Origin of the sequence: Auritidibacter sp. NML120636 (genome assembly GCF_003185945.1) — a bacterium.
GTDB classification, from domain to species: domain Bacteria; phylum Actinomycetota; class Actinomycetes; order Actinomycetales; family Micrococcaceae; genus Auritidibacter; species Auritidibacter ignavus.
Genome location: NZ_QHLO01000005.1, coordinates 71,670 through 86,936, shown reverse-complemented (window position 1 = coordinate 86,936; position 15,267 = coordinate 71,670). Strand labels below are relative to the sequence as shown.

At 59.0% G+C, this 15,267-nt stretch carries 16 protein-coding genes and 4 tRNA genes; 6 read left to right on the top strand and 14 right to left on the bottom strand.

The features are described 5' to 3' along the window. Positions 1-56 precede the first annotated feature (56 nt). The 8 genes from hisG to DCC25_RS06160 all read right to left on the bottom strand — a co-directional run bounded on the left by hisG (position 57) and on the right by DCC25_RS06160 (position 6,870). Positions 57-908, bottom strand: a complete 852-nt coding sequence (gene hisG, locus DCC25_RS06195) for an ATP phosphoribosyltransferase (protein ID WP_110101029.1) — start codon at positions 906-908, stop codon at positions 57-59. Positions 909-944: 36 nt separating this feature from the next. Next, complete coding sequence (locus DCC25_RS06190; RefSeq protein WP_110098254.1) at positions 945-1,208, bottom strand: phosphoribosyl-ATP diphosphatase; 264 nt, start codon at positions 1,206-1,208, stop codon at positions 945-947. 34 nt (positions 1,209-1,242) lie between these two features. Next, positions 1,243-1,983, bottom strand: a complete 741-nt coding sequence (gene pnuC, locus DCC25_RS06185; protein WP_110101028.1) for a nicotinamide riboside transporter PnuC — start codon at positions 1,981-1,983, stop codon at positions 1,243-1,245. A gap of 5 nt (positions 1,984-1,988) precedes the next feature. After that, the gene (gene rpe / locus DCC25_RS06180) at positions 1,989-2,687 is read right to left on the bottom strand and encodes a ribulose-phosphate 3-epimerase (protein WP_110101027.1); all 699 of its coding nucleotides are present in this window, start codon (positions 2,685-2,687) and stop codon (positions 1,989-1,991) included. A 68-nt stretch (positions 2,688-2,755) separates the two neighbouring features. Then, on the bottom strand, positions 2,756-4,306 hold the full coding sequence (locus tag DCC25_RS06175) for an RsmB/NOP family class I SAM-dependent RNA methyltransferase (RefSeq protein ID WP_110101026.1): 1,551 nt from the start codon (positions 4,304-4,306) through the stop codon (positions 2,756-2,758). Beyond that, a complete protein-coding gene (gene fmt, locus DCC25_RS06170) occupies positions 4,303-5,358 on the bottom strand; it encodes a methionyl-tRNA formyltransferase (RefSeq protein WP_110101025.1) in 1,056 nt (351 codons plus the stop codon). The genes DCC25_RS06175 and fmt overlap by 4 nt, the downstream gene beginning before the upstream one ends. Before the next feature lies 1 nt (position 5,359). Further along, positions 5,360-5,989 carry a peptide deformylase gene (def, locus tag DCC25_RS06165; protein ID WP_110101024.1) on the bottom strand — a complete coding sequence of 210 codons (630 nt, stop codon included), beginning with the start codon at positions 5,987-5,989 and terminating at the stop codon, positions 5,360-5,362. Positions 5,990-6,021: 32 nt separating this feature from the next. Next, positions 6,022-6,870, bottom strand: coding sequence for a cytochrome (locus DCC25_RS06160; protein ID WP_110101023.1), 849 nt, complete (start codon positions 6,868-6,870; stop codon positions 6,022-6,024). A gap of 297 nt (positions 6,871-7,167) precedes the next feature. Between DCC25_RS06160 and DCC25_RS06155 the strand changes: the two genes are divergently transcribed. From DCC25_RS06155 to DCC25_RS06140, 4 genes are all read left to right on the top strand, one after another. After that, positions 7,168-7,241: transfer RNA gene (locus tag DCC25_RS06155), tRNA-Gly, on the top strand. A gap of 17 nt (positions 7,242-7,258) precedes the next feature. Next, positions 7,259-7,329: transfer RNA gene (locus DCC25_RS06150), tRNA-Cys, on the top strand. Between the two features lie 86 nt (positions 7,330-7,415). Continuing rightward, positions 7,416-7,489, top strand: a tRNA-Val gene (locus tag DCC25_RS06145). A gap of 21 nt (positions 7,490-7,510) precedes the next feature. Then, a tRNA-Gly gene (locus DCC25_RS06140) sits at positions 7,511-7,587 on the top strand. 75 nt (positions 7,588-7,662) lie between these two features. Here the strand turns inward: DCC25_RS06140 and zapE are convergent. Continuing rightward, positions 7,663-8,727 carry a cell division protein ZapE gene (zapE, locus tag DCC25_RS06135; protein ID WP_110101022.1) on the bottom strand — a complete coding sequence of 355 codons (1,065 nt, stop codon included), beginning with the start codon at positions 8,725-8,727 and terminating at the stop codon, positions 7,663-7,665. 259 nt (positions 8,728-8,986) lie between these two features. Here zapE and DCC25_RS06130 point away from each other — a divergent pair, with 259 nt between their 5' ends. Together DCC25_RS06130 and DCC25_RS06125 are read left to right on the top strand one after the other, a co-directional pair. Further along, the gene (locus tag DCC25_RS06130; protein WP_110098246.1) at positions 8,987-9,895 is read left to right on the top strand and encodes a sulfurtransferase; all 909 of its coding nucleotides are present in this window, start codon (positions 8,987-8,989) and stop codon (positions 9,893-9,895) included. 146 nt (positions 9,896-10,041) lie between these two features. Continuing rightward, entirely contained in the window at positions 10,042-10,482 is a 441-nt protein-coding gene (locus DCC25_RS06125; protein ID WP_110098245.1) for a SufE family protein, read from the top strand. 44 nt (positions 10,483-10,526) lie between these two features. Here DCC25_RS06125 and DCC25_RS06120 read toward each other — a convergent pair whose 3' ends face one another. The 5 genes from DCC25_RS06120 to DCC25_RS06100 form a co-directional block, all read right to left on the bottom strand. Further along, positions 10,527-11,261, bottom strand: coding sequence for a GPP34 family phosphoprotein (locus DCC25_RS06120; protein WP_110098244.1), 735 nt, complete (start codon positions 11,259-11,261; stop codon positions 10,527-10,529). A 6-nt stretch (positions 11,262-11,267) separates the two neighbouring features. Then, positions 11,268-11,909 carry an HIT domain-containing protein gene (locus DCC25_RS06115; protein WP_110098243.1) on the bottom strand — a complete coding sequence of 214 codons (642 nt, stop codon included), beginning with the start codon at positions 11,907-11,909 and terminating at the stop codon, positions 11,268-11,270. A 3-nt stretch (positions 11,910-11,912) separates the two neighbouring features. After that, positions 11,913-13,916 carry a threonine--tRNA ligase gene (gene thrS, locus DCC25_RS06110; protein ID WP_208392110.1) on the bottom strand — a complete coding sequence of 668 codons (2,004 nt, stop codon included), beginning with the start codon at positions 13,914-13,916 and terminating at the stop codon, positions 11,913-11,915. 123 nt (positions 13,917-14,039) lie between these two features. Continuing rightward, complete coding sequence (locus DCC25_RS06105; protein ID WP_146206426.1) at positions 14,040-14,600, bottom strand: hypothetical protein; 561 nt, start codon at positions 14,598-14,600, stop codon at positions 14,040-14,042. Positions 14,601-14,768: 168 nt separating this feature from the next. Beyond that, entirely contained in the window at positions 14,769-15,263 is a 495-nt protein-coding gene (locus DCC25_RS06100; protein WP_110101020.1) for an SgcJ/EcaC family oxidoreductase, read from the bottom strand. Positions 15,264-15,267: the final 4 nt, after the last annotated feature.

Below are 15,267 nucleotides of genomic sequence, written 5' to 3'. Positions count from 1 at the left end.
TCCTTGTCGTAGTTCGGGGACAGCAGGGACGTGGTGCGCGTGGGGTCGGCGCCGGTCTAGAGCCGAATAGCGTGAATGGCCGAGGCCAGGATGGCCCGAGCCTTCAGCTGGTACAGCTCGTCCATGATCTTATTCATGTCCTTTTTCAACACCATGGAGCGCACCGCGACCCAGTTGTCATCGGCCAGCGAGGAGATGGTCGGCGATTCCAGGCCCGGGGTGACAGTGAGTGCCTGATTCAGATGTTCCCGACGGATGTCGTAGTCAATCATCACGTAGCGACGGGCGACCAACACAGACTTCAGACGGCGGATCAGCACATCCAGACCAGTGGGGTGTTGGCCCGTGCGAGTGATCAGGATGGCCTCGGAGTGCATAATGGGGTCACCGATGACCTCCATTCCTGCTGCTTTGAGAGTGCTACCGGTCTCGACCACGTCAGCGATCGCATCGGCCACGCCCAGAGATACTGAAGATTCCACGGCACCATCTAGGTGAACGATACGGCCAGGGGTGATCTCCAACGTATCCAGGTAGTCAGCAAGCAACCCGTCGTAGCTGGTTGCAATACGTTTACCGGCCAGCTCCTGAACGTTCGTGAAGTGCCCGTGAGGTGCTGCGAACCGGAAAGTCGACTCGGCGAAACCCAAGGCCATGATCTCCTCGGCGGTATCGCTGACCTGTGCATCGACGAAAAGGTCACGACCGGTCAATCCGATGTCCAGGCTACCGTCGGCCACATAGACGGCGATATCGCGTGGGCGGAGATAGAAGAACTCGACCTGATTGTCGTTGTCGACCATGACGAGTTCTTTACGGTCTCGACGTTGCCGGTAGCCAGCTTCGAGAAAGATGGCTTGGGCTGCTTCGGATAGGGAGCCTTTATTCGGCACAGCGACGCGCAACATGGGTGTGTTTTCTCCTTGGTGTAGTCCCGAGATGACTTAGAGGTGCCGGTAGATATCCTCGAGCGTGAGGCCTTTGGCGATCATCATCACTTGGAGGTGATAGAGCAACTGCGACATTTCCTCAGCGGCTTCGGCATCGGTTTCATATTCTGAAGCCATCCATACCTCGGCAGCTTCTTCGACGATTTTCTTGCCGATAAAATGTACCCCCCGGTCCAGTTCAGCAACGGTGCCGGAGCCTTCTGGACGGCTGTGGGCTTTCTCAGTGAGTTCGGCAAAGAGTTCTTCGAAGGATTTCACCCCTTCAGACTACCTGGCTTTCCTCGCTTGTGAGTTAGCGCTCACCCGATGCGTCAGAATGAGACCCGGGTTGCAGAGTGGGGTCCGGCATGCGAGTTTCTATTTCGGGCTTCTCGTGGGCTCTGGCGTGGGCCCAGACAAAGAATCCTGCCAACGTAAACGCACCGTAGAAGATGTACATCGATCCGGTTGCGTAATACCCGGCCGAAAACAGCAGGGGCACCCCGACGATATCGACCGCGACCCAGATCAGCCAGAATTCAACCCACCCTTTGGCCATTCCCCAGGTCGCTAACAGCGAGCCGACAAATGTCCAGGTGTCTGCCCAGACCGGTTCATAGGATCCCAAGAGCCTAAACAGGGGTGTGATGGCGGCGGTGCCTCCCACCAGGGCAATAATTAATCCCAGACGCACCGGCCAGGAAGCCCACTGTGGGGTAATCGCCGTGGATTCTGAGTCGTCTCGTCCTGCTTCACGTTCTTTCTTCGATCGCTGCCATTGCACCCATCCGTAGATCGACACCACGATGAACATGATTTGGCGACCGGCCTGACCGAGTAGATTAACCGCGTCTTCCCCACCGAAAACACCTGCAAGAAAGACGGTCAGTAGCAACATATTGCCGATGATGCCCACCGGCCACGCCCACACCCGACGGACCATACCACCCAGCGCAGAGGCCAGACCGAACAGGTTCCCCACGACCTCACGGACCAGTAGACCTCCACCGGCAACCGGGATCGTCCAGTCGAAAACGTCGATGAACCAATCCATACCAGTCAGCTCGCTGTGCTCCGCGATGGGGTCTGAGGGCATCGGTGGCCTCGGGCAGCTAGGATGCGTAGCTGATCAATGGCTTCGCTTGCATCCTCGGCCCCGTAAACCGCCGAACCAGCCACGAACGTGTCGGCGCCTGCTGCTGCCGCACGTTCAATGGTCTCCGCATTAATCCCCCCGTCGACTTGCAGGGCCACCGGTAGTTCTGCCGCACTGATCGCCTGGCGGGCCCGGCGAATTTTCGGCAGGACCATCTCGAGGAATGCTTGGCCGGAAAAGCCCGGCTCGACAGTCATCAATAACAGCATGTCGAGTTCTCCCAGCATGTCCAGGTACGGCTCTATGGGGGTGGCTGGTTTCAACGCCATCGAGGCCCGTGTACCGGTCGCACGTAACTGCTGTGCTAAGCGAATCGGGGCCGCTGAGGCTTCGGCATGAAAGGTTACTGACTCCGCGCCTGCCTCGGCGTAGGCTGGGGCCCATCGGTCGGGGTCTTCGATCATCAAGTGGATATCGAGTCCTAGATTCGTGGCCCGACGAATTGCCTGGACCACCGGCAAGCCGATGGTCAGGTTGGGAACAAAATGATTGTCCATCACGTCGACGTGCACCGCATCAGCAGTGGGTATTTTCTGCAGTTCCTCGCCGAGCCGAGCAAAGTCGGCCGAGAGAATAGAGGGATGAATCTGCGGTATTGTCACGGTGCTCTCTCTGATGTGTCGGGTGCGGATGAGGTGAAGTGTGATGGTGGAGGCGGGAAACTCTTAGCCTAGTCAGGCCCGTCGGTTTTGGCCATCAACGCAATGAACATGGCATCGGTGTGATGCAGGTGTGGCCACAGCTGGGCGGTTGCCGGTTGTCCTTCGGCACTGGGAGTCAGACTGGTTCGCTCCAACCGGTCGGTGGCGGCCCGCAGAACCGCTGCCGGCGTATCGACCAGTCGCAACTCAGGGTGGCGCTGGAGTAAGTCCTGGACTTGGAGCTGAGTTTCCACCTGATGGGGAGAACAGGTGACATACCCCAGGTATCCCCCCGGCTCGAGCAACTCCACGGCCGCATCAGCCAGTTGCCGTTGCAACTGAGAAAGCACCGCCAAATCTTGCGTGGTGCGACGCCACCGCGACTCCGGACGGCGGCGTAGAGCACCCAGCCCCGTACAGGGTGCATCGAGCATAATGCGGTCAAAGGTTTCGGGTGCTCCGTGTTGTGCCAGTCCGTCGGTGAGTTCCCGACCGTCGTAGGTGACCAGCTCCCAGACCGAGCCTTCCACCGGTGCCAGAGCCTGGCCCACCAGGCGCGATCGATGCTCGGAGACTTCATTGGCCACCAGGTGCGCACCGGCGCGTTGGGCTTCTGCCGCCAACAGCGCGGCTTTACCGCCCGGACCGGCGCACATGTCTAACCATCGTTCGCACTCCCCGACCGGGGCAACCTCGACCAGGGCGCGGGCAGCCAATTGGGAGCCGACGTCCTGGATCCGCACAGCTCCGGTAGCCACACCGGGGATCTTGCCGGCGTCGCCACCGGAAAAAGTGGCCGCATCCGGGGCCAAGCTTGAGGGTTCCGCGCCGTGATCCAATACTGGCTGAAGTTCTCCGATTCCCGGAAGTGCCACGAGATTCACATCGGGGGCCAGATTATCGGCCTCCAAGAGTTGCACCAGCTCACCGGCGGATCGGCCGTGGGTCACCAAAGCTTGTTTCAACGCACGAACAATCCAGCGTGGGTGCCCATACCGGATGGCCAGATCATCGTCACCGTCACCGGGCGCCAACTTTTCCAGCCACTCATCGAAGGTGGCGTGCGATACCTTGCGTAGCACCGCGTTAACCAATCCGGACGGTCCGGCACCAATCTGGTCTCGCACCAGGGCCACTGTGGAGTCCAGCGCGGCGTGGGTGGGGACCCGCATATGCATAAGTTGGTGAGTTCCCAAACGCAACACGTCGAGCACTTCGGGATCAAGCTTGTCCAATTCCCGGTCCACACACTCGGCCAGAATCGCATCGTAGCTACCCTGCCAACGCAGGCTACCGTAGGTCAGCTCTGTAGCGAACCCGGCGTCACGTTTGTTCAGCCGGTTGCGCCGAATGTACTGCGGTAGCACCAAGTTTGCGTAGGCATCATCGGCCGAAACAGCACGTACCACCTGGTAAGCGGTTAGCCGCGCCGGATCTGCGGTGCGGTTGCGGTGCGAGGGCGCCTGGGAGGAATACTGCCGTTTCTTGCCCGAGGCACCACGGTTGCGAGTTCGTCCCTGCCGGTTTCGACGTTCACGACGTGGTTCAGCAGCCGAGTTGTCTTGGTATGCAGTGTTCATCGTCTCTGATCTGTCTTCCCTGTGCTGGCCACGAATAGATCGGGGGCGGTCGCGGTAGTCAGGAGTCTGACCGGTGCGTTCTGACCGCGAGCCCAATTAATGGCGGGCATCATTTTCTTCCCGGCCGGCTGGATTGCGGTAATTTCGACGCTTCCCTCCGCACAACTCAGCACGACGCGCTTGCCTCGCACGCTGAGGGTACCGGCCTGGGATGCAGTCGGCTCCTCCGGGGTGACTTGACGTGCGCCGCCGAGCTTGACTCGCACTGCTTGAGCCGTGGGGTCTTCGTCACCGCCGTCTGCCGTCGGACCGAGGTTGTCGGTGACCAGCATCCCCCAAGCGCCCGGCTCCGGGGTGGTGCCGTTAATCCGGGCGAGCACGCGCTCAGCCGGCTGGTTAGCATCAATCAAACCATCGACGCCCGAGAGCTTGGGGGCGTAACTAGAGTCCCCGGTCTGTGCTCGTGGCGTCACCGTTCCGGCCGAGATCGTCTCCACGGTGTGTGCGAGAAGCTCTCCTCCGCGTGTTGCCATGTCTTCCAGCACTGCACCTGCGGTTTGCTCCGGGTCGATGGTGTAGTTTTGTCTGGCCCACACGGCTCCGGAATCGAGCCCTTCATCGAGCTGAAATACCGTCATTCCCGTGTGGTACCGACCGTCAATCATGGCCTGTTGAACCGGGGCCGCGCCACGGTACTCGGGCAAGAGCGAAAAGTGTAGATTGATCCAGCCCAGACGAAGATGCGCCAACACGTCTGCCGGTAGCAGCGCCCCGTAGGCAACCACAACACCCAGATCGGGTTGGAGCTCATCGAGCTGGGGCAGCACGGATTGGCCGTGGACACCACTGAGCCGGTTGGCTTTGATGACCGGTAGCCGGTGGTGCGTGGCATAATCAGCCACCGGTGAGGCCGTGAGTTTCTTGCGTCGTCCAGTGGGGGCGTCCTGACGGGTCAAAACGCCAACGATCTCCACGTCAGTGCTGATCGTAGCCCGCAGGGATTCCAGCGCGGTCACCGCGGGCTGCGGGGTGCCGGCAAACAGTATGCGCATCCTAGCCTCGTTTTCCTCCGGGGGTATGTTGCTTCAGGCTCGGGGCCAAGTGCAGGCCGGCGGAGTGACCCTCGCGCATAAACGCCGAGCCGATCTGCTCGGCCCGTTGATGCTGGGTCTGGGCGGTGTCAGCCTTGAACTGTTTGGTATTCATCGCCCGGCGCGCCTGATGCCGTTGTTCGCCCTGCAGACGATCCACAAACAGGTGACCGGTCAGATGATCGGTTTCGTGCTGAAGCATCCGCGCGAACAAGCCGTGCCCGTGGTAGGTCACTGCCTGGCCTTCAGTATTGAGTCCGGTTACTGTCGCTTCTGCGCGCCGGGGTGGCGCGTAGAACAGTCCCGGTACCGACAGGCAACCTTCCGACGGCTCGTACAATACGTCACCGCTGACCTCGAGGACAGGATTGATGACGTGACCTTGCCGACCCTCCACGTCGAAGACGAATAACGATTGGCTGACCCCGACCTGGGGGCCGGCTAACCCGACACCATCGACCGCCTGCATCGTTTCCATCATGTCTGTGATCAAACGTCGTAGTTTGTCGGTTCCGAAACGAGCCGAATCAACCTCTCGGCAGGTAGTCTTCAGGACCGGGTCTGGTACCGTGCGTAAAGCTAAAACAGTCACCAGGCCACCCTATCCCGATCTGGGCGCACGGCCTAGCGCGCCCTCGCCGGCGGGGCAATGGGTCGTAGCGCAGGAGGAGTGTTCTCCACCACGCGGGCGTACTCCCAGGCTTGACGCAGTGACCAGAATTTGCGCCAGTGATCGGCCAGCACCTCGGGGCGGGCTTGATAGGCCACTGCTTCGGTTTCGCCCAGGGCCACCGCCAACAGCACCGCGTCATGCCCAAATTCCCAGGGCACCCAGCTACCCTGGTCGGCATCACGTAAGGATTCTTCGGCTTTCATGCCGGCGGTCAATTGCATGACCACTTTTTCATCCAGTGGCTTCACCCGCCCATCACGGGTCGTGCCTTTGGTTTTGTAGTCAATCAAGCAGATCCGGCCACCAATTTCGGCCACCAGATCCAACGTCCCGGCATAACCGACCGTGTGATTCCACACCGTGACTTCAGCGGCCAGAGCGCGGACCTGATAGTTTTCCCACCACTCATCGAACCGGTCCGCGAAAGCAGTCTCTGCGTGCTCGACCAGCAGTTGACGAGCCTGTGGCACCTGATGAGATTGACCCAGCTGTGCGCGGGCCACCTGTTCTGCATAGTAGTGCACCCGGTCACCACGTTCGGCTGCCTGGTCGCGGTACTGGCTGGCGGCCTCATTGGCGTGTCGAGCGAGCGCTTTGAGTTTGGGCCCGGAGCCAAGCGCCTGTGGCAATCGGGTATCTGTGATCAGTGCCTGGGTGGCCATATAGCTGGCCCAACCGGTCAGGTCAGCTGGCTGTTGCGCAATGACCGTGGTGATGGACGGAACTTGGGGAGCATCCCGGGTACTTCGGGCATACATACGTCCGGCAGGTGTTTGATGCGCCAACAGGGGTTGAGTCATAGTCACCATTGTCGCCGATGACCACCGACAGCTCCAGATTGAGTCGTGACGATCGCGCCCTGGTGCAGTGGTGCCCATGAGCGCTTGATCACACGACACTCACGCGTCCTTTCTCGGTCTGCCGCATCATTGCGGGCTCACGGTGGCATACGAAGGTGTCTGTTGGGGGCTAAACACCGCAGGATCCCGCTCACGACACACCGCCACTGGTGCTCGATTGGACGAATCGTGAGTTTGTGTAATAGAGTTTCAACTCGTTGGAAATCGCCCCCGGGGCTCCGGACGCGGTTTTCTGATGCGGATGTAGCTCAGCTGGCTAGAGCACCACCTTGCCAAGGTGGGGGTCGCGAGTTCGAATCTCGTCATCCGCTCGCAGAACAAGCACCCTGGTGGGGTGGCCGAGTGGTGAGGCAGCGGCCTGCAAAGCCGTCTACGCGGGTTCGACTCCCGTCCCCACCTCAGATGCTCCCCCGGACAGGGTGGTAACCCAGTAGTATGGGGAGTGTTCAAGTTCTGATACTGTGGTCGATGGCCACGGCATCTGAGCGCGATTGGCGCAGTTGGTTAGCGCGCTTCCTCGACACGGAAGAGGTCACTGGTTCGAGTCCAGTATCGCGCACTGAACCGGTGCATGGTTCATGCGGATGTAGCTCAGCTGGCTAGAGCACCACCTTGCCAAGGTGGGGGTCGCGAGTTCGAATCTCGTCATCCGCTCCAACACCAGGCTGGTCACGCGAGATCGTGACCAGCCTGCTTTTGTCTCTGCAACCCCCGCCGGTGCCGAAACCGGGTCTACTTTGCTTCGGTTTGGCCGAGCACACCTTCCCGTGCTAACGCGGTCATGCGCGAGACCGTTCGGAAATATTTCTTCAGGTACCCGCCGTTCATCATCTCCTCGGTGAACAGCTGGTCGAATGGCACACCGGAGGCGATAACCGGAACGTCCTTATCGTAGAGTCTGTCGGCCAGCACCACGAACCGCAGGGCCATCGCCTGCTCGGTAATGGTCTCCACGTCGTGGAGCACCAGCACGTCGATATCCTTGACCAATTCGCGATAACGGGAGGGATGAACCTGTGAGAGGTTTTTCATCAACGCTGCGAAATCGTCGACCGCCACGACGTGGGCTTCGGGGAAGTTCTCCTGGGCCAGGTGTTCAATCTTGTCATCCTCCACCGGGTCGGGGGCTTCTTCCAGACCGCGGTGGCGGTAGTCTTCACCGTCAATGCGGACCACTTCAAATTGAGAGGACAATACCTGAATCTCCCGTTTGAAGTCTTGGGCAGCGAAGCGTCCTTCTCCGAGTGCACCTGGCAAAGTATTGGATGTAGCCGCCAGTTTCACCCCGGCATCGGCCAGCTCACGCATCAGACGCGACATCAGCACGGTATCGCCGGGATCATCGAGTTCGAACTCGTCGATGCACACCAGTGAGTACTGTTTGAGCACCTCAACGGTTTTGCTAAAGGTTAGTGCCCCGACCAGGTTCGTGTACTCCACAAAGGTACCGAATGCTTTATGGTCGCCTCCGGCCGCATGCCACAGTGAGGCCAACAGGTGGGTTTTCCCTACACCGAAACCACCGTCAAGGTACAGGCCGGCAGGCTGGTTGTCCTTCTTCTTTTTCTTCCCAAATAAACCGAGGAACCCTCCGGAGGTGTTCGAACCGGAACCGGAGATGGACTCGGCGAATTTTTTCAGACGACTGACCGCTTCAGCCTGAGATGGATACCGATCATCAGGAATGTAAGTCTCGAACGACACCTCACCAAAGCGATAGGAGGGGTGGAATCCTGCCAGCAGTTGTTCGGCAGATACCTGGGGTTGACGTTCGGCCAAGCGGACAATCTCGGTCACGAGGAACAGGCCCTTCTGGTAGGAAACGATGATGAGAAGAAACCAGTGAAGTTTCCTGTCACGACACTACCCCGAAAACTTCTCGCCCCGATACATCTGCCAGAAGACATCCTGTTTCGTCCCGACGAGCGCACCTGCATCCTATGACTTTGTATGACGCAAACACCCCCGGGGCCCTGCCATCGACCATCGTCGAAGATTAGGGTTAAACCCACACAGTGACGTGAGTCAATGACCCCAACGGAAAGGTGCAACCACGATGAGCGAGACACAAAACACTCCCCCGGTCGAGTCCAGTGAATACGCCCACCCGGAAAAATTGGTCTCCACCGCGTGGGTTGCCCAGCACAAAGATGATCCCAACGTGGTGATCTTGGAGTCCAATGAAGACACGCTGTTGTACTCCACCGGCCACATCCCTGGCGCGGTCAAAATTGACTGGCACACCGAACTTAATGACCCGGTGACTCGTGACTTCGCGTCGCCAGAACAGTTCGCCGAGGTGGTCGGTTCCAAAGGGATCGACCGCGACACCACCGTGGTGTTCTACGGCGATAAGTCCAACTGGTGGGCTGCCTACGCACTGTGGGTATTCACGCTCTTCGGTCACCCAGACACTCGGTTGATGAATGGTGGACGGGATAAGTGGATTGCCGAAGGACGCGAAATCACCCAGGAGAAGCCTGATGTCAGCGCCGTCGAGTACCCGGTTGTGGACCGCGACGATACCACCAACCGTGCGGTACAATCCCAGGTGCTCAACCATATTGGCCATCGCCCCCTGATCGATGTGCGCTCCTTCGCTGAATACACCGGAGAGACCACCCACATGGCCGGCTACCCGCAAGAAGGAACCCTGCGCGGTGGACACATTCCTACCGCGCAGTCGGTGCCGTGGGCCTCGGCAGCCCGCGAGGATGGAACCTTCAAATCGGTCGAGGAACTTCGCGAGATCTACACCCAGCAGGCTGAACTCGGTGATACCGATGATGTGATTGCCTACTGCCGTATTGGTGAGCGTTCTTCCCACACCTGGTTCGTGCTGAAGTACCTACTCGGCTACGATTCGGTGCGGAACTACGACGGCTCCTGGACAGAGTGGGGTAACTCGGTGGGTGTGCCGATTGTAGAAGGCGAAGAACCCGGCACCGACCCACGGTCGCACTAGGTCAGATTCAGAACCGGATCTGGTCTGCTCAGCCCACAGTGATGGCACCTGTTGTCGTTAGGATGACAGGTGCCATCGGCGTAGAATGGAGCGGTGCCGGTGGCCCAGATCAGCGCCGGCAGGTCCTTCGTTGCTGAAAGGGTGTTATGACCGCAACCTATCCCGCCCCGCTACAGGAGATCATCGACGATTTTCAGGCCGTTCCCGAGGCAGACCGTCTGGAATTACTTTTTGAATTCTCCGAGGAGTTGCCGGAGGTTCCGGAAAAATACGCCGGGCACGAGGACGAGATGGAACAGGTTGTAGAGTGCCAGACCCCACTATTTTTGGCGGTTGAAACCGGTAAGGGAGAAGACCCCGAGGTGACTCTGGTGATTTCCGCGCCAGCGGAGGCACCCACGACCCGCGGTTTCGCCTCAGTGGTCCTTCAGGGGATTTCCGGTTTCAAAGCCTCCGAAATTCTGGCCGTGCCCGATGATATGGCCAGCCAGCTGGGTCTGACTAAGGCACTCACACCCTTGCGTTTGCGTGGCATGAGCGCGCTCTTGGGTCGCATCAAGCGTAATATCACCGAACAGCTCACCTAAAAGCCAACCTTGGTCTCCTCACGGTCTGTGGCAGTTGGTGCTTCTTAGTCCTTGCCACGCAAGTCACGGGTGCCGGGCAAACCGGAGGCCCCGCCACGGGTTGCCGTGAGGTGTTCTGCCAGGACATTTTCGGTAGCTTGCAACACCTCGGCAACAGATTCAGTCACGGAGGTCTGCGTCATGCCCGGGCGGGTATACAGCACGCGCGAGACCGTATCGGCGCTGAAGTTCGGGAAGACCTGGTCTAAGATGCCGGTCATGTTCATCAGCGCCAGCACCGGCCAGGTGGTGAGATCCACAGGCTCATTTTCAAATAACGCTCCGCGAAGCACCGTCACAATGTCGACGTTCTCGAACGCACCCCACTTCCGGTACCGGGTGCAGGGCCAAATGCCCAATATTTTTTTGTTGAGCTCTTCGACCATCTGCCGTTCTTCGAGCTGAGCCAACACCGCATCGAACAGCGCGGTACGACCGAACCGGTAGATCCACTGTTCGGCGTCCTGATTCTCAGGGGAATCCTCTAGGACCTGGGATATTCGCGCCAGCGGCGTGTCACTTCCAGAAAACTCTTCTGATTGGATGACCAGGTCCTGCGTGACAGTCAGCAGGCCACGGCGGGTAAGGTCCGCTAATTCAGCTCCGGCCAAGGCCAACGACACCATGTTTTTGGAAGCCAACAATTTTCCACGATCATCGATGCATAACAGCAAGAACATCTCGCCCAGGCTCAGGGGGTTCTGCGTGGATTCGTCCTCGGCAGGGGTGTAAGTAGTCATAGCGCCTCATTGTGAACGGTCAGCGGCATCGGTCTGGTGACCGGACTGCGACTGGTGGTGGTCAAATTCTTGGGTCGCCTCCGGCCAATCCTCGGCGATGAGCTCGCGCATTTCTGCCAGAGTCTGCGTCAGTGCTTTAGTCTGGGCGATAATGGGCATAAAGTTCCCGTCTCCGCCAAACCGCGGGACAATGTGCTGATGCAGGTGGGCCGCAATCCCGGCACCGCCGACCTTGCCCTGGTTCATCCCCAGGTTATACCCCTGGGCTCGTGAAACCCGTCGGAGCACGACCATGCCAATCTGGCTGAGACGTCCGAATTCGGCAGTCTCTTCGATGGTTAGGTCCGTGTAGTCAGGAACATGACGGTACGGACACACCAACAGGTGCCCGGGGTTATAGGGATAGAGGTTCATCAACACATAACAATGCTCACCCCGGGTGACAATCAAGGAGTCCTCATCGCTACGTGAGGGGCCAGCACAGAACGGACAGCTTGCTTCATCCTTGACTTGTCCCTGGCCACGCTTGACGTAGGCCATCCGGTGTGGGGTCCACAACCGATCGAGCCGGTCCGGGGTTCCCGGCAGCTCAAAGCCATCGGTCACCTCGGCGTCTTCTGGGTGAGGAGTCTGTTGGTTATCCGTCATGATTTAAACCTGCTCTTTAGTCTCCACCGCCTGCACAATGCGTTCAATGGCTTGATCGATCGGCACCCCGTTGTCCTGGGAACCGTCCCGATACCGGAAGGAGACCGCACCGGCTTCTTGGTCTTCTCCCCCGGCAATCAGCACGAAGGGAACTTTCTGCTTCGAGGCGGTGCGGATCTTCTTCGGGAATCGGTCGGTGGAATCATCCAATCGCACCCGAATACCGCGCTCGCGCAACCGTTGCACAATGGTGTCCAAGTAGTCATTGAATGCCTCCGCAACCGGGATGGCAATGACTTGTTCGGGAGCTAACCAGACGGGGAAAGCACCCGCGTAGTGTTCGGTGAGCACGCCAAGGAAGCGTTCAATCGAGCCGAACAGCGCGCGGTGGATCATCACCGGACGCTGCCGGGTGCCGTCGGCTGCCTGGTATTCCAGGTCGAAACGTTCCGGCAGATTGAAATCCAGCTGGATGGTCGACATCTGCCAGGTGCGTCCGATGGCATCGCGAGCCTGGACGGAGACCTTCGGTCCATAGAAGGCAGCCCCACCCGGATCGTCAACCAGTTCCAGACCGGAGTCGGTGGCCACTTCGGCCAGGGTGCGGGTGGCTTCTTCCCAAATCTCGTCCGATCCCACGAACTTCTCGGGGTCCTTAGTCGACAGTTCCAAATAGAAGTCGTCGAGCCCGTAGTCCTTCAGCAAGTCCAGCACAAACTTCAGGGTATTGGACAGCTCGTCTTTCATCTGTTCGCGGGTGCAGTAGATGTGCGCGTCATCCTGTGTCATCCCGCGCACGCGGGTCAGACCGTGCACGACACCGGATTTCTCATAGCGATAGACCGACCCGAACTCAAATAACCGCAACGGCAGTTCACGATAGGACCGGCCACGAGAGGCAAAGATCAAGTTGTGCATCGGGCAGTTCATCGGCTTCAGGTAGTAGTTTTGGCCCTGGCGAGTGACGTCGCCGGTCTCTGGGTCCCGCTCTTCATCGACATGCATCGGCGGGAACATCCCCTCGGCATACCAGTCCAGGTGGCCGGACACTTCATACAGGTGCTGTTTGGTGATATGCGGGGTATAGACGAACTCGTAGCCGGCTTCTTCGTGGCGGGTCCGAGAATAGTCTTCCATTTCCTTACGAATAATTCCGCCCTTGGGGTGGAAGACCGGAAGACCGGAACCGAGCTCATCGGGGAAAGAGAACAGGTCTAGTTCGGCACCGAGTTTACGATGGTCACGACGCTCGGCTTCAGCCACGCGTTCCTGGTAGGCTTTCAGATCCTGTTTGGTCGGCCAAGCGGTACCGTAGATGCGTTGTAGCTGCTTATTCTTCTCATTCCCCAGCCAGTACGCGCCAGCGGCGCGGGTCAGGGCGAAAGCATTGGAGATCAGCTTGGTGGTCGGCACATGCGGTCCACGGCAGAGATCTTTCCAGACGGTTTCACCATGGTGATCGATGTTGTCGTAGATGGTGATTTCGCCGGCGCCAATCTCTACTGAGGCGCCTTCGCCGGTGGTATCGGCTTCGTGCTGTTTGTCGAGCAACTGGAGTTTATAGGGCTCGTGAGCCAGCTCTTCGCGGGCTTGCGCTTCGGTGACTTCACGGCGACGGAAATGCTGAGTCTGGTTGACAATTTTCAGCATTTTCTTTTCCAGAGCCTTCAGGTTTTCTGGGGTAAAAGGTTCCTCGACGTCAAAATCGTAGTAGAACCCGTCGGTAATGTAGGGGCCAATACCCAGCTTTGCATTGGGATACAGCTCTTGAACGGCCTGGGCCAGCACGTGTGCGGTCGAGTGACGCAATACCTCGAGACCTTCAGGGTCGGTGATGTCCACAGCCACCACGTCGGCACCATCGGGAATGGTGCGGGACAGGTCCTGCAATGCGCCATTGACTTTCATGACCACCGTGGTTTTTTGATCGACGAAGAGTTCGGTACCGGTTGTCTCTGCGCCCACCGCACGTTGTTCGCCATCAACGGTGATCGTGATTTGGTTCATTTCGGCCACAGGCCTGTTCCTCCTTGATGTCAGGTTGAGCTTTTGATGGCATACGGGACCACCAAACAACCACAGCACATTCTACGCCTGACCCCGGGTTCTCCCCTATTTCGCTGAGTGTTGTCAGTCATGGGCGAGGTCAATCACCACGCGACTGGGATTTTCGAGAACCTGCACGCGGTACTGACGTTGTTGGTCCACGCCAATGTAATAGGTCGAGGTGGCCTCCCAGGGTAAGTAGGTCACCACATCTTGGGCCACTTGGGCATCCAGGGAGGTCACCCGATGCCCGTTCTGTAGCGCCTGGGCTTCGTCAACCTGATCGTGGGAGGCCATGCCGGTGAGATTGATTTCTAAATAGGTGCCGGAAGACTCCTCGGCTCCCGGAATGGGTTCCCCAATACCTGGAGCCAGTGGGTGATCGGTGTATTCAGCCCGATAGGCCGGTGTTCCGCTCCCGGCGTGGTCGATGACAATGCGGTCATACCCCTCGTGGACCGCTGACCGCACACCGGTGGCATACAGGCCGTCACCCTGGGAAGAGTCCGGGAATCCCTCAGATTCCTGAACACCGGAGCTCAGCGGTGGCTGATCCCCTGACGTGTCCTGGTCGGTTGCTGACGGACTGTTGCTGTCAGTCAGCGTTTTCTCGCCCGGCTTTAACGTGTTTGATGGCCTGTCCATAACCGTCTGTGACGGACTCGGAGTTGAGGCAGTGGTGGCTGATTCTGGGCTCGCGGGCTCCTCCGGCTCCTGGGAATCGTTCGAGCAGCCTGCCAAGGTCACCGTCAGCATTAGTCCGGCGGTCAAGACCAGCCATGAAGTCTTCATCATAAGACAACAGTATTCCCGTTAGAGCCCAGTAGGGCCGGCATCGACACAAGCTGCGAGACCATGAGTGGTGAGATCAGTCTGGTGCGCGGAGACGATACGCCAGTGTGCTCCACCGGTGGTCGCTGACTCCGGTGAGGAATGCGTTGTTCGGGCGAGGACGAAACTCATGATCATGCGACGGGGGTGATCAGCCGGTACTGTGCGATCGTGGTGTCCGGTCATGGTGACGCGGGCCTGGACCATGGCGTGGCGGTCGCCCAGCATGCGTAGTTCGACCCGGCCGACGATGATGCTTGCCGCCCGCAGGGGGCCCTGAAAGTCTTCCGCGTGAGCTCGCTGAATCTCGTCGTGGCCTGTCCACCACAATCCGGTGTCACTAACGAATGAGGCGTCAGCAACAAACAGTTTGGCTAAGTGGTGGTCGTCGTGTTGATTCCAGGCCTGCTGGAATGCGTAGACGATGTTTTTGGGAGCAGCCAGGCTAATGGGTTGATCTGGTGTGCTCAGGTACATGGTG